Below are 13,609 nucleotides of genomic sequence, written 5' to 3' on the forward strand. Positions count from 1 at the left end.
CCCATGACACTGCCGCACGGACCGGACCACCCGTCCCGGGCCCTGCCCGACCCGGCCACCGTGGACCCCATGGTGCTGGCCACCCTGCTCGCCCGGCACGGCTGGGTCCGACGCGGCGGCCCCGCCGCCCGGTACGGACGCTGGACCCCGCCGGACGACGAACCCGGCACCAGCCTGCTCGTCCCCGCCGGCGACGGCTTCGACGACGCCGTGGAACTCCTCACCGACGCTGTCACCGCCCTCTCCCGCTCCCGCACGCCCTCCGCCCGTTCGATCCTGCTCGCCCTCGCCGTCCCCGGCGACGAACTGCGCTGGCGCCGCGAACTGCCCGGCCCCCTCGATGCCACCCCCTGGGACGACGCCGAGCGGCTCCAGCGGGCGGCGCGCGCGATGCTCGCCGCCGGGGCCAAAGCCGGCCGGACCACCGCCGCCTACTTCGGCGCCCGGCTGGACGGCCTCGCCGGGGACTTCCTGGAGCGGGTCCTGGTCGTCGAACAGGGAGTCGTCGAGCAGGGCGCCGCCCTGACCGCCTACACCCCCGCCCCCGAGGGCCGGGCCGCCGTCACCACCCTGGTCCGCGCCCTGGAGGCGCTGCGCGAGGCCGTCGACTACCGCCGGGTCAGCGGCGGGCCCGAGGCCCTCGAGAACGCCGTCCAGTCCGGGGTCAGCCGCGAACTCGTCCAGGCCGTCGAGGATCTGGTGCGCGGCGCGACCGCCGCCCGGCTCACCGTCGCCTGGTCGCCCGCCGCCGGAACCCCGGGCGGATTCGGCGACCGCCGGATCGACCTCGACTTCTCGCCCGGCGACCTGCCGGCCCTGGCCGAGGCCGCCGACCTGCTGGAGCGGATCGAGCCCGCCGTCGACGTCACCGTGGTCGGCGTGGTCGTCCGACTCAAGCGCGCCGACCCGTCCGGTCCCGGCTCGGTCCGGCTGCGGGTGCTCGGCGGCGCCGACGTCCGCGAACTCAAGCTGCGCCTGCCCGACCCCGACTACCGGCTCGCCGCCGAGGCCCACCTCTCCGGCGCCCCGGTCCGGGTCTCCGGCCGGCTGGAGCGGCGCGACGGCTTCCGCCGGCTGACCCGGGCCCACGGCCTTGAGCTGTGCGGTTGGGAGGAGGGCGACCGCGAGCAGCTGCTGAAGGGGCTCCAGGACGGGGGAGAGCGGACGTAGGTGCGCGGTGCGGGTGGCGCTCTCGGTACCATCGTCACGCGCAGCGCAGTGTTGCGTCCTCTGAATCCAGCACGTCAGGAGAGACCGGTGACGGACGTCCGGGTAATCATCAGCCGCGAACCCGATCGGGAAGAGCGCGTGGTGACGACGGGCACTACGGCCGCCGAGCTCTTCGCCGACGACCGCTCGATCATCGCCGCCCGCATCGGCGGCCAGCTCAAGGACCTCGCCTACGTCCTCCAGGACGGCGACGAGGTCGAGCCGGTCGCGATCGGCAGCAAGGACGGCCTCGACATCCTGCGCCACTCCACCGCGCACGTCATGGCCCAGGCCGTGCAGCAGCTCTACCCGGAGGCCAAGCTCGGCATCGGCCCGCCGGTCAAGGACGGCTTCTACTACGACTTCGACGTCGAGAAGCCCTTCCACCCCGATGACCTCAAGGCCATCGAGAAGAAGATGCAGGAGATCATCAAGCGCGGGCAGAAGTTCTCCCGCCGCGTGGTCACCGACGAGGCCGCCCGCGAGGAGCTGGCCGCCGAGCCGTACAAGCTGGAGCTGATCGGCCTCAAGGGCTCCGCCGCCACCGCCGGCGAGGGCGCCGACGTCGAGGTCGGCGCCGGCGAACTCACCATCTACGACAACCTGGACGCCAAGTCCGGCGACCAGTGCTGGGGCGACCTCTGTCGCGGCCCGCACCTGCCCAGCACCCGGCACATCCCGGCGTTCAAGCTGATGCGCAACGCGTCCGCCTACTGGCGCGGCAGTGAGAAGAACCCGCAGCTGCAGCGCATCTACGGCACCGCCTGGCCGACCAAGGACGAGCTGAAGGCCCACCTGGACTTCCTCGTCGAGGCCGAGAAGCGCGACCACCGCAAGCTCGGCAACGAGCTCGACCTCTTCTCCATCCCCGAGGAGATCGGCTCCGGCCTCGCCGTCTTCCACCCCAAGGGCGGCATCATCCGCCGCGCCATGGAGGACTACTCGCGCAAGCGGCACGAGGAAGAGGGCTACGAGTTCGTCTACACCCCGCACGCCACCAAGGGGAAGCTCTTCGAGAAGAGCGGCCACCTGGACTGGTACGCGGACGGTATGTACCCGCCCATGCAGCTCGACGAGGGCGTGGACTACTACCTCAAGCCGATGAACTGCCCGATGCACAACCTGATCTTCGACGCGCGCGGCCGTTCGTACCGTGAACTGCCGCTGCGCCTCTTCGAGTTCGGGACGGTGTACCGCTACGAGAAGTCGGGTGTCGTGCACGGCCTGACCCGTGCCCGCGGCTTCACCCAGGACGACGCCCACATCTACTGCACCCGTGAGCAGATGGCGGAGGAGCTCGACTCCACGCTGACCTTCGTGCTCAACCTCCTCCGCGACTACGGTCTGACCGACTTCTACCTGGAGCTGTCGACCAAGGACCCGGTGAAGTACGTCGGCAGCGACGAGACCTGGGAGGAGGCCACCCGCGTCCTGGCGAGCGTGGCCGAGAAGCAGGGCCTGCCGCTGGTGCCGGACCCGGGCGGCGCGGCCTTCTACGGCCCGAAGATCTCGGTGCAGGCGAAGGACGCCATCGGCCGTACCTGGCAGATGAGCACCATCCAGCTCGACTTCAACCTGCCGGAGCGCTTCGACCTGGAGTACACCGCGGCGGACGGCTCGCGTCAGCGGCCGGTCATGATCCACCGCGCACTGTTCGGCTCGATCGAGCGCTTCTTCGCGGTGCTGCTGGAGCACTACGCCGGTGCCATGCCGCCGTGGCTGGCCCCGGTCACCGTGACCGGCATCCCGATCACCGACGAGCACGTGCCGTACCTGCTGGAGGTCGCGGCCGAGCTGAAGAAGCACGGGATCCGGGTCGAGGTGGACACCTCGGACGACCGCATGCAGAAGAAGATCCGCAACGCCCAGAAGAGCAAGGTTCCGTACATGCTCATCGCCGGCAACGACGACGTCGAGGCGGGTGCCGTCTCCTTCCGCTACCGCAACGGCGAGCAGAAGAACGGCGTTCCGGTGGCGGACGCGGTCCAGGAGATCGTGGACGCGGTGAAGAACCGCGTCCAGGTGTGACGCCGTAGTCGGACCGTCACGCGCGGGGCAGGCTCTCGAAGAGTCTGCCCCGCGCGGCTTTGCAAGCACGGCTGGGCGAATATGCTGATCAGCATGACGACTGAGCCGGAACTGCAGCGGGGCGTCGGTGAGCCGGACGGCTTCCGCCGCCTGTGGACCCCCCATCGGATGGCGTACATCCAGGGTGAGAACAAGCCCACCGGCCCGGCTCCGGACGACGGTTGTCCGTTCTGCTCGATCCCGTCGCTGAGCGACGAGGACGGGCTGATCATCGCCCGGGGGAGCGCCGTGTTCGCGGTGCTGAACCTGTACCCGTACAACGGCGGGCACCTGATGGTGGTCCCGTACCGGCACGTGGCCGACTACACCGACCTGGACGAGGCGGAGACGGCCGAGCTGGCCGACTTCACCAAGAAGGCGATGACCGCGCTGCGGGCCGCCTCCGGGGCGCACGGGTTCAACATCGGGATGAACCAGGGGACGGCGGCGGGTGCCGGGATCGCGGCGCACCTGCACCAGCACGTGGTGCCGCGCTGGGGCGGGGACACCAACTTCATGCCGGTGGTCGGCCACACCAAGGTGCTGCCGCAGCTGCTGGCGGACACCCGGAAGATGCTGGCCGAGGTCTGGCCGCAGGGCTGAGCCGGACGCCCGCGCGAAAGCCCGTACGAAAGGGGCCTGCCACCGAACTCCTCGGTGGCAGGCCCCTTTCGGCACGTCGGGGGCCGGGATCAGTCGGCGCTGAACTCGTCGACCTTGTACGGGCGGCTGCCCTGCGCCTCGGACTTGATGATCGAGGTGCGGTTCTTGAAGAAGCGGTCCGCGTCCAGGTCGTGCTCCTGGAGGAACTCCAGCGTCGCGGTGTGCACCGCGTTGAGCACCGGGACGGAGGCGTTGAGCGCGTTGTCGACCATGGAGCGGTTGTTCCAGGCGGTGGCGACCCAGGAGTGCCGCAGTCCGAAGGGCTCGGGCAGGCCGAGGCCGCCGCCGAGCCAGCCGAGCAGGCCGGGCATCCGGTAGAAGGGGGCGCGGACGGCCTGGCGGACCACCTCGTCGTTGTCGATCAGCGGGAGCTTGACGGTGCGCTCCTCCCAGAACTTCACCGTCTTGGCGACCGACTTCTCCTTGTCCTTGGGCTTGTCGAAGAAGACGCCCTTGACCGGGCCGAGCGCGTAGCCGGCCACCGAGATGTTCAGCACGTTGGCCAGCAGGGTCACCGTGACGGTGAAGGTGATGACCAGCTTGCCGTCGTGGGTGATGAACTGGGTGGCCAGGTAGTGCCGGGGGCCGCCGGGGAAGGTCTGCTTGTCGGCGATGCTCTGCACGGCGAAGTCGCGCATCCGGTCGCCGTCCATGTCGGCACTGCCGGGGCGGCTGATCTCGTCGGCGCCCTCGCTGATGTCGAAGACCACCCACTGCTTGATGTTGACGTTGGGGATGCCGCTGTTGGCGACGTGGCTGACGCCGAGGCCCTTGAGGTGGGCAGAGATCCGGCGGACCAGGTCCCAGGGGTGGAAGGCGCGGAAGTCGACGTGGCCCTCGGCGGGGTGCAGGGTGTCGGCCAGGCGCCACTCGCCCCAGCGGCGGCCGGCGCCGAGGATGCCCTTCGGACCGGCGTAGTGGTGGACGTTGGTCTCCTGCTCGGCGTCCAGGCGGCCGAGCTTGTCGCGCAGGTCGTTGGCCTTCTTGTCCAGGTCGTCGCGGGGCACGGCCTTGGCCACGGTGGCGGCGACCGCGCTGCCCTCGACCAGGTCCTGCCAGCGGGTGCGCGAGTCCTTGGCGAAGCGTTCGACGATCCGGCGGGCGAGGTACCAGCCGATCACCGGGGCGAGCATGGTGATCCGCAGGTAGACGCCCAGGACACCGGCCGCCGGCGGGCGCAGCACGAGCAGGACCGCGAGGGCGGCGGCCGCGATCAGGGCGAGGCCGCCGTAGACGTCGGCGCCGCGGGTGCTGTCCCGCTTGAGCCAGGCGCGCAGTTGGAAGGCGCCGAGCCAGACCAGGGTGCCGGGGAGGAAGAGCAGGCCGGTGACCACGGTGACGGTGCTGAGCTGCCGGTCGCGGGCGGTGCGCAGTTCCTCGGCGGCCAGGCAGTGTTCGACGACCTGGCGGGTGTCGACACCGAAGGAGGGGACGAGGGGCTTGCGGTCGCCGCCGAGGGCGCGGGAGATCAGCGCCTTGCTGAAGGCCTCGCCGAGGTTGGGGCGGAGAAGGGCGAAGCGGCCCTTCTTCGCCGTGACGTCGGTGACGGCCGTGACGAAGTCGTTGATCTCGCCGTCCCGGTAGGCGGCCGAGGAGAGCGCCTGGGTGACGGCGGTCTGCGGGCCGGCGTCGGTCCGGGGTATCTGCGCACCCGGGGTCATGTCGAGTGTGGTCACGGTGGCGTCCCCTCCTCCCCTTGTCAGCGGCAGGTTACCGTGCCGCGGCACCCCCGCGCGGATGATCGTCTGAAGTACCGTCACGAACCGTCACGATCGAGCCGCACCCGGCCCGAGAGGCATGATGCCCAGCTTCGGCCTGGTCGATACCCGCCCGAACCAGACGTGTTGGGGTGGTGCAGGATGGGCGGTGAAGCTGATGGTGGAGCTGGTGAAGGGGGTTGCCGTGAAGGATCCGGTACTGGTGTTCGACGGGGACTGCGCGTTCTGCTCGTCGTGCGTGCGGTGGGGGGAGACGTACCTGCGGCAGACGCTGGCCTCGGGGGGCTGGGAGGCGGTGCCGTTCCAGTTCGCGGAGCTGTCGGAGCTGGACGCGCTCGCCGGCGGCCTGGGCGAGGTGTCGGCCGAGCGGGCCGAGCGCGAGGTGCTGTGGGTGACGCCGACCGGCCGGGTGTACGGGGGCGCGCAGGCGGTGGCGCGGTTGTTGATGCGCTCCGGGGGCGCGTGGGCGTACCTGGGGGCGGTGCTGACCCTCGCGCCGGTGCGGCCGGTGGCGGCCCTGGCGTACCGCTGGGTGTCGCGCAACCGGCACCGGATGCCCGGGGGCACGGCGGCGTGCGCGCTGCCCAACCGCAAGGCGGTCGCGCACCCCTAGGGCGCGCCCTCAGTCCGTGTAGCGCGCGGCCAGGGCGGTCGGCATGGGTTCGTGGCGCAGGTAGGCGCGGGAGAACTCGGCGGTGCCGTGGGTGAGCGAGCGCAGGTCGGTCGGGTAGCGGACGAGTTCGAGTTCGGGGACCTCGGCGCGCAGCAGGGTGAGGCCGGGCCCGCCCGTCTCCGTGCCGAGGACCCGGCCGCGGCGGGCGGAGAGGTCGCCGAGGACGGCGCCGAGGTACTCGTCGGGCAGCAGGACGCTGACGGCGGCGACGGGTTCGAGCAGCCGGATGACGGCGTGCTCGGCGGCGTCGCGCAGGGCGAGGGCGGCGGCGTTCTGGAACGAGGCGTCGGAGGAGTCGACGGAGTGCGCCTTGCCGTCGGTGAGGGTGACCCGGACGTCGACGAGCGGGTAGCCGGTGGCGACGCCCTTGGCGAGTTGGGCGCGGACGCCCTTCTCGACGGAGGGGATGAAGTGCTTGGGGACGGCGCCGCCGACGACGTGTTCCTGGAACTCGAAGCCGGAGCCGGCCGGCAGCGGTTCGACCTCCAGGTCGCAGATGGCGTACTGGCCGTGCCCGCCGGACTGTTTGACCAGGCGGCCGTGGCCGGCGGCGGCGGTGCCGAAGGTCTCGCGCAGGGCGACCTTGGGCTCGACGGTGTCGACGTGGACGCCGTGCCGGGTGCGCAGCCGGTCGAGGACGACCTCGGCGTGGGCCTCGCCGGTGCACCAGAGGACGAGCTGGTGGGTGTCGGGGTTCTGTTCCAGGCGTAGCGCAGGGTCCTCGGCGGTGAGCCGGGTGAGGGCCTGGGAGAGCTTGTCGTCGTCGGCCTTGCTGTGGGCTTCGACGGCGATCGGCAGGAGGGCCTCGGGGAGGGTCCAGCCGTCGAGTTCGACGGGGTGGCCGGGTTCGTGGACGGTGTCGCCGGCCCGGGCGGTGGTGAGTTTGGCGGCGCAGACGAGGTCGCCGGCGACGGCGTGCGGGACGGGGCGCTGGAGCTTGCCGAAGGGGCTGGTGAGGGCGGTGACGCGTTCGTCGCCGTTCTGGTCGGCGGTGTGGGTGGGGCCGACCAGGTGGATCTTGGTGTCGGGGCGCAGGGTGCCGGCGTACAGGCGCAGCAGGCTGATCCGGCCGACGTAGGCGTCGCCGGTGACCCGGACGACCTGGGCCGCGAGCGGGGCGTCGGGGTCGCAGTCGGGGGCGGGGCGGGTGCGTTCGGTGGGGTCGGGGAAGGTGTGCGCGATGAGGTCGAGGAGCTCGGCGGCGCCGAGGCCGCTCTCGCTGGTGGGGACGGCGGGGTGGAGGGTGCAGGCGAGGACTTCGCGGCGCATGCCGGCTTCGAGGGAGTCGGAGTCGAGGGTGTCGCCGGCCAGGTAGCGCTCCATGAGGGTGTCGTCCTGGCCGGAGATGGCCTCGACGAGGCTGTCGTGGGCGGGGCCGGTGTCGGGGAGCGGGGCGGCGTCGCCGTAGGTGTCGCCGGTGAGCAGGTCGACGCTGCCGTCGGGGTGTCCGTCGTGGAGGACGGGCAGGAAGAGCGGGCGGAGGGTGTCCGGGCCGAGCTCGAAGGCGTCGTGGCAGGTGGTGAGGATGTCGTCGAAGCCGGTGCGGGCGAGGTCGAGCTTGGCGACGGCGACGGCGCGCGGGATGCCCTCGGCGGCGCACTCGCGCCAGAGGGCACGGGTGGGGGCGGTGACCGGGTCGGTGGCGGAGACCACGAAGACGGCGGCGTCGGCGGCGTGCAGGGCGGCGCGCAGGTCGGCGGTGAAGTCGGGGTGGCCGGGCGGGTCGATCAGGTTGATCTTGACGCCCTTCCATTCGAGCGGGAGCAGCGAGAGCTGGACGGAGCGCTGCTGCTGCTGCTCGATCTCCTCGTGGTCGGAGACGGTGGTGCCGTCGACGACGCGTCCGGCGCGGCCGGTGACGCCGGCGGCGAGGGCGAGGGATTCGGCGAGGGTGGTCTTGCCCACACCGCTGGAGCCGATGAGGACGACGTTGCGCAGGTCCCGGGGGCCGGTGACGGCGGGCGCCTGTCCGGCACGTGCCGTGCTGCGGTCGGGCATCGGGGTCTCCTCCCGTAGCGCCGAGGCTGTCCTTCGCAGTCTAGGCGGGCCACGCGGATCAGGCCCGGCAGTGATCCGCGTGGCACGCCTGTGGTCGGGTGTCGCGCCGGTGCGTGTCGTGCGGGCGGTCGGTGACCGTGCGTGTGTGGGCGGTGGCCGGTGTCCCGTCCGGCGGTGCGTGCGCCGGAGCGTGTCTCCGGCGTGGCTACGATGGGTGCGCCGGGCGGGCTCATTCGTCCGGCCGTCTGCCGCGCGTGTTGCGCCAGGCGGGTACCTGGGAGATCGGAGCGGCTGGGAAGGCCATGCTCAACAAATACGCGCGTGCCTTCTTCACACGTGTCCTGACCCCGTTCGCCGCGTTCTTGATCCGCCTGGGTGTGAGCCCGGACGCCGTGACGCTGATCGGTACCGCCGGTTCGGTGGCCGGTGCGCTGGTGTTCTTCCCGCGTGGGGAGTTCTTCTGGGGCACCATCACGATCACGCTGTTCATCTTCTCGGACCTGGTGGACGGCAACATGGCCCGTCAGCTGGGCCGGAGCACCAAGTGGGGGGCCTTCCTGGACTCCACGTTGGACCGGGTCGCGGACGCGGCGATCTTCGGCGGCCTGGCGATGTGGTACGCGGGCAAGGGTGACGACAACCTGCTCTGCGCGGTGGCGATCTTCTGCCTGGCGAGCGGTCTGGTGGTGTCGTACACCAAGGCGCGGGCGGAGAGCCAGGGCCTGCCGTGTGACGTGTCGGGGCTGGTGGAGCGGGCTGAGCGGCTGGTGGCCAGCCTGGTGGCGGCCGGGGTCGCGGGTCTGCACGAGTTCGGGGTGCCGTACGTGGAGTGGCTGCTGCCGGTGGCGCTGTGGCTGGTGGCGGTGGGCAGCCTGGTGACGGTGTTCCAGCGAATGCTGACCGTGCGCCGGGAGGCGTTCGAGGCCGACCGAGCGGCGGCCGGGAGCTGATGGGGGGCGTCCTGCGGTGACGGACCGACTGGTGTACTGGGCGTACGCGCTGGGGTGGGCGGTGCTGAAGCACCTGCCGGAGCCGGTGGCGCGGGGGCTGTTCGACCGGCTGGCGGACTACGCGTGGCGTCGGCGCGGCAAGCGGGTGCTCCAGCTGGAGGCGAATCTGCGCCGGGTCCGTCCGGAGCTGGACGAGGCCGCGATGCGGTCGCTGTCACGGGCCGGGATGCGCTCGTACCTGCGGTACTGGATGGAGTCCTTCCGACTGCCGGTGTGGAGCCGGGCCAGGGTCGCCCGGGACGTCCGGGTGGAGGGCTTCGAGAACCTGCGGGGGCCGATGGAGGCCGGGCGCGGAGCGGTGATAACGCTGCCGCACATGGGCAACTGGGACCTGGCGGGCACCTGGGTGGCGCAGCAGGGGTACCCGTTCACCACGGTCGCCGAGCGGCTGAAGCCGGAGCGGTTGTTCGACCGGTTCGTCGAGTTCCGGGAGGGCCAGGGCATGGAGGTCCTGGCGCTGACCGGCGGTTCGGTGAACGTGATCGGCACGCTGGCGCGGCGGTTGCGCGAGGGCCGGCTGGTCTGCCTGGTGGGGGACCGGGACCTCTCGGAGGCGGGCATCGGGGTGTCCTTCTTCGGCGAGGCGACCCGGATGCCGGCCGGACCGGCGGCGCTGTGCCAGCGGACCGGGGCGGCGCTGCTGCCGGTGACGCTCTGGTACGACGGCCCGGTGCTGCGGGCGCGGATCCACCCCGAGGTGCTGGTGCCCGAGGAGGGCGACCGCACGGAGCGGACCCGGGCGATGACCCAGGAGATGGCGGACGTGTGGGAGCGGGGGATCCGCGAGCACCCGCAGGACTGGCACATGCTGCAGAAGTTCTGGCTGGCCGACCTGCCGGTCCGTGAGACGGTGAAGACGCCTTCCGCGGTGCGCGAGGAGGCCGCCCCGGAGGCGGCGCCGGAGCCCGCGGCGGAGGCCTCCGGGTCCTGACCCGGAGTGGGGACCTCCGGGTCCTGAGCCCGCGCCCGTACGACCTGTCCGAAGGAGCTTGAGGAACCCGTGAAGATCGGCATCGTCTGCCCGTACGACTGGGACGTCCCCGGTGGGGTGCAGTTCCACATCCGGGACCTGGCCGAGCACCTGATCGGTCTGGGCCATCGGGTCTCGGTGCTGGCGCCGGCCGAGGACGACGAGGCGCTGCCGCCGTACGTGGTCTCGGCCGGGCGGGCGGTGGCGGTGCCGTACAACGGGTCGGTGGCGCGGCTGAGCTTCGGCATCCTGTCGGCGGCGCGGGTGCGGCGGTGGCTGCGCGAGGGCCGTTTCGACATCCTGCACGTGCACGAGCCGTCCTCGCCGAGCCTGTCGATGCTGGCCGCCTGGTCGGCGACCGGGCCGATGGTGGGCACCTTCCACACCTCGAACCCGCGTTCGCGGGCGATGATCGCGGCCTCGCCGATCCTGCAGCCGGGCCTGGAGAAGATGCGGGCCCGGATCGCGGTGTCGGAGTACGCCCGGCGGACCCTGGTGGAGCACCTGGGCGGGGATGCGGTGGTGATCCCGAACGGCGTGGACGTCGGCTTCTTCGCCGATGCCGAGCCGGACAAGCGCTGGATCGGCGGCGCGGCCGCGGGGGAGCCGGGCACGATCGGCTTCATCGGCCGGATCAACGAGCCGCGCAAGGGCCTGCCGACGCTGCTGGCGGCGCTGCCGAGGATCCTGGCCGAGCGGCCGGGGGTGCGGCTGCTGGTCGCGGGCAAGGGCGACGAGGAGGAGGCCGTCTCGGGTCTGGCGCCCGAGGTCCGTCGGCAGGTGGAGTTCCTCGGCATGGTCTCCGACCGGGAGAAGGCCAGGCTGCTGCGCAGCGTGGACCTGTACGTGGCGCCGAACACCGGCGGCGAGAGCTTCGGGATCATCCTGGTCGAGGCGATGTCGGCGGGCGCCCCGGTGCTGGCGAGCGACCTGGACGCGTTCAAGCAGGTGCTGGACGGCGGCGACGCCGGCGAGCTGTTCCCGGTGGAGGACGCGGACGCGCTGGCCCGTACGGCGCTGCGGCTGCTGGGCGACCCGGCCCGGCTGGAGGAGCTGCGCAAGGCGGCCTCGCGGCACGTGCGGCGGTTCGACTGGTCGACGGTGGGCGCGGACATCCTGGCGGTGTACGAGACGGTGACGGCCGGGGAGGCCGCGGTGGTCGAGGAGGACGTGCGCAGCGGGCGGCGCGGCCGGTTCGGCCTGGCCAGGGACTGATCCGCAGCGGCGGGTCCCGCGGCCGGGCCGGATGTTCGTGGCGTTAGGGTCGGGCGACCGCACCACCGCGATTCATGGGGGCAAGGATGCCGCAGATCTCCGTCGACTACTCGTCCAGCCTGGCCGGCAGCTTCGACCGGGTGCCGCTCGGCCTGGCGATCAACCGGCTCGCGGAGGAGACCATCGACGCGAAGCCGGAGTCGTGCAAGACGGTGTTCCGCCAGAGCGAGGTGCTCGTCGTGGGGACCACCGGGACTCCGGCCGACGCGCAGGTCTTCGTCGAGTTCCAGATCTTCCCCGGCCGCACGCCGGAGGCGAAGGCGGCGCTGAGCGAAGGGGTCCTGGCGCTGCTGGCCGAGCACGTGAAGCCGGGGCCCGGTGTGCGGCTGTTCACGGCCGTGAACATCGCGGACATCGACCGGGAGAGCTACCGCAGCGCGACCGCCCAGGGGTGAGCCGGTGACACCCGGTAACGTAGCGGCCCGTGACTACCTGGATCTGGGCCGGCGTGGCCGTGGTGCTCTTCGGCATGTACCTGAGTTGGACGGCCGGCCGCTTGGACCGGCTGCACGCCCGGATCGACGCCGCGCGGGCGGCGCTGGACGCGCAGTTGGTCCGTCGGGCCTCGGTGGCGATGGAGCTGGCGACGTCCTCGCTGCTGGACCCGGCGGCCTCGCTGCTGCTGCTGGACGCGGCGCACGCCGCCCGGCAGGCCGATGACGAGCAGCGTGAGGTGGCGGAGAGCCAGCTGAGCCTGGCGTTGCGCGCGGTGTTCGAGGAGCCGGAGCAGGTGGCGGCGCTGATGGCCGAGCCGGGTGGCGAGGACGCCGTTCGCGATCTGACGGCCGCGGTGCGCCGGGTGCCGATGGCCCGCCGTTTCCACAACGACGCGGTGCGGGCGGCGCGGGCGGTGCGGGAGCACCGGTTGGTGCGCTACTTCCGGCTGGCGGGGAAGGCGCCGTTCCCGTTGGCCTTCGAGATGGACGATGCTCCGCCGCCCGCCCTCACCCCGGAGGGAGCGCCTGCTTAGGCTGTTCCTGGATACGGCCCGATTGTCGCATCCCGTCGTCCAGGCTGGACTTGGTGGCAGATGGATGGGTCACCTGTTCCGCCTACCATAGGGCGATAGCACTGGTTAATCTTCGAGTGAGGTCTCACGTGTCCACCACCCCCACCACCGCAGACCAGCCGCAGATCGGTACCGCCCGGGTCAAGCGCGGCATGGCCGAGCAGCTCAAGGGCGGTGTGATCATGGACGTGGTCAACGCCGAGCAGGCGAAGATCGCCGAGGACGCCGGCGCGGTGGCCGTCATGGCCCTGGAGCGGGTTCCGGCCGACATCCGCAAGGACGGCGGTGTGGCCCGCATGTCCGACCCGAACATGATCGAGGAGATCATCGGCGCGGTCTCCATCCCGGTGATGGCCAAGTCCCGCATCGGCCACTTCGTCGAGGCCCAGGTCCTGCAGTCGCTCGGCGTCGACTACATCGACGAGTCCGAGGTGCTGACCCCGGCCGACGAGGTCAACCACTCCGACAAGTGGGCCTTCACCACCCCCTTTGTCTGTGGCGCCACCAACCTGGGCGAGGCCCTGCGCCGCATCGCCGAGGGCGCGGCCATGATCCGCTCGAAGGGTGAGGCCGGCACCGGCAACGTCGTCGAGGCCGTTCGCCACCTGCGCCAGATCAAGAACGAGATCGGCCACCTGCGCGCTCTGGACCACAACGAGCTGTACGCCGCCGCCAAGGAGCTGCGCGCCCCGTACGAGCTGGTCAAGGAGGTCGCCGAGCTCGGCAAGCTGCCGGTCGTGCTGTTCTCCGCCGGTGGCGTGGCCACCCCGGCCGACGCCGCGCTGATGCGTCAGCTGGGCGCCGAGGGCGTCTTCGTCGGCTCCGGCATCTTCAAGTCGGGCGACCCGGCCAAGCGCGCCGCCGCCATCGTGAAGGCCACCACCTTCTTCGACGACCCGAAGATCATCGCGGACGCCTCCCGCAACCTGGGCGAGGCCATGGTCGGCATCAACTGCGACACCCTCCCGGAGACCGAGCGCTACGCCAACCGCGGCTGGTAATCGCTCTCCTCGCTTC

At 71.8% G+C, this 13,609-nt stretch carries 12 protein-coding genes; 10 read left to right on the plus strand and 2 right to left on the minus strand.

Annotated features, from left to right (window positions below; translation table 11 throughout):
• Positions 1-3 precede the first annotated feature (3 nt).
• The 3 genes from ACH4E7_RS15270 (at position 4) to ACH4E7_RS15280 (ending at position 3,879) form a co-directional block, all read left to right on the plus strand.
• Complete coding sequence (locus ACH4E7_RS15270) at positions 4-1,170, plus strand: hypothetical protein (protein ID WP_396249507.1); 1,167 nt, start codon at positions 4-6, stop codon at positions 1,168-1,170.
• Positions 1,171-1,257: 87 nt separating this feature from the next.
• The gene (thrS, locus tag ACH4E7_RS15275) at positions 1,258-3,237 is read left to right on the plus strand and encodes a threonine--tRNA ligase (RefSeq protein WP_396249508.1); all 1,980 of its coding nucleotides are present in this window, start codon (positions 1,258-1,260) and stop codon (positions 3,235-3,237) included.
• Between the two features lie 81 nt (positions 3,238-3,318).
• Positions 3,319-3,879: an HIT family protein gene (locus tag ACH4E7_RS15280; RefSeq protein ID WP_396249509.1), complete on the plus strand. Its 561-nt coding sequence runs from the start codon at positions 3,319-3,321 to the stop codon at positions 3,877-3,879.
• A gap of 89 nt (positions 3,880-3,968) precedes the next feature.
• Here ACH4E7_RS15280 and ACH4E7_RS15285 read toward each other — a convergent pair whose 3' ends face one another.
• Positions 3,969-5,615, minus strand: a complete 1,647-nt coding sequence (locus ACH4E7_RS15285; protein WP_396249510.1) for a hypothetical protein — start codon at positions 5,613-5,615, stop codon at positions 3,969-3,971.
• A gap of 199 nt (positions 5,616-5,814) precedes the next feature.
• Here ACH4E7_RS15285 and ACH4E7_RS15290 point away from each other — a divergent pair, with 199 nt between their 5' ends.
• Positions 5,815-6,270, plus strand: coding sequence for a thiol-disulfide oxidoreductase DCC family protein (locus ACH4E7_RS15290; RefSeq protein ID WP_396249622.1), 456 nt, complete (start codon positions 5,815-5,817; stop codon positions 6,268-6,270).
• Positions 6,271-6,279: 9 nt separating this feature from the next.
• Here ACH4E7_RS15290 and ACH4E7_RS15295 read toward each other — a convergent pair whose 3' ends face one another.
• The gene (locus tag ACH4E7_RS15295) at positions 6,280-8,328 is read right to left on the minus strand and encodes an elongation factor G-like protein EF-G2 (RefSeq protein ID WP_396249511.1); all 2,049 of its coding nucleotides are present in this window, start codon (positions 8,326-8,328) and stop codon (positions 6,280-6,282) included.
• 302 nt (positions 8,329-8,630) lie between these two features.
• On the opposite strand from ACH4E7_RS15295, the gene pgsA reads away from it, so the two are divergent.
• From pgsA to pdxS, 6 genes are all read left to right on the plus strand, one after another.
• Positions 8,631-9,278: a phosphatidylinositol phosphate synthase gene (gene pgsA / locus ACH4E7_RS15300; RefSeq protein ID WP_396249512.1), complete on the plus strand. Its 648-nt coding sequence runs from the start codon at positions 8,631-8,633 to the stop codon at positions 9,276-9,278.
• A gap of 16 nt (positions 9,279-9,294) precedes the next feature.
• The gene (locus ACH4E7_RS15305) at positions 9,295-10,269 is read left to right on the plus strand and encodes a phosphatidylinositol mannoside acyltransferase (protein ID WP_396249513.1); all 975 of its coding nucleotides are present in this window, start codon (positions 9,295-9,297) and stop codon (positions 10,267-10,269) included.
• Positions 10,270-10,338: 69 nt separating this feature from the next.
• On the plus strand, positions 10,339-11,523 hold the full coding sequence (locus ACH4E7_RS15310; protein WP_396249514.1) for a glycosyltransferase family 4 protein: 1,185 nt from the start codon (positions 10,339-10,341) through the stop codon (positions 11,521-11,523).
• A gap of 86 nt (positions 11,524-11,609) precedes the next feature.
• Positions 11,610-11,978, plus strand: coding sequence for a 5-carboxymethyl-2-hydroxymuconate Delta-isomerase (locus ACH4E7_RS15315; RefSeq protein ID WP_396249515.1), 369 nt, complete (start codon positions 11,610-11,612; stop codon positions 11,976-11,978).
• 29 nt (positions 11,979-12,007) lie between these two features.
• A complete protein-coding gene (locus ACH4E7_RS15320; RefSeq protein WP_380612086.1) occupies positions 12,008-12,553 on the plus strand; it encodes a hypothetical protein in 546 nt (181 codons plus the stop codon).
• A 128-nt stretch (positions 12,554-12,681) separates the two neighbouring features.
• A complete protein-coding gene (pdxS, locus tag ACH4E7_RS15325) occupies positions 12,682-13,593 on the plus strand; it encodes a pyridoxal 5'-phosphate synthase lyase subunit PdxS (protein WP_396249516.1) in 912 nt (303 codons plus the stop codon).
• Positions 13,594-13,609 lie beyond the last annotated feature (16 nt).

This window comes from Kitasatospora sp. NPDC018058, from assembly GCF_044327205.1.
Classification (GTDB): Bacteria; Actinomycetota; Actinomycetes; order Streptomycetales; family Streptomycetaceae; genus Kitasatospora.

Excerpts from the sequence above, each read along its gene's own strand:
- ACH4E7_RS15280 (WP_396249509.1), top strand. The coding sequence starts at position 3,319 with ATGCTGATCAGCATGACGACTGAGCCGGAACTGCAGCGGGGCGTCGGT.
- pgsA (WP_396249512.1), top strand. The coding sequence starts at position 8,631 with ATGCTCAACAAATACGCGCGTGCCTTCTTCACACGTGTCCTGACCCCG.
- ACH4E7_RS15315 (WP_396249515.1), top strand. The coding sequence starts at position 11,610 with ATGCCGCAGATCTCCGTCGACTACTCGTCCAGCCTGGCCGGCAGCTTC.
- ACH4E7_RS15295 (WP_396249511.1), bottom strand. The coding sequence starts at position 8,328 with ATGCCCGACCGCAGCACGGCACGTGCCGGACAGGCGCCCGCCGTCACC.
- ACH4E7_RS15270 (WP_396249507.1), top strand. The coding sequence starts at position 4 with ATGACACTGCCGCACGGACCGGACCACCCGTCCCGGGCCCTGCCCGAC.
- ACH4E7_RS15290 (WP_396249622.1), top strand. The coding sequence starts at position 5,815 with ATGGTGGAGCTGGTGAAGGGGGTTGCCGTGAAGGATCCGGTACTGGTG.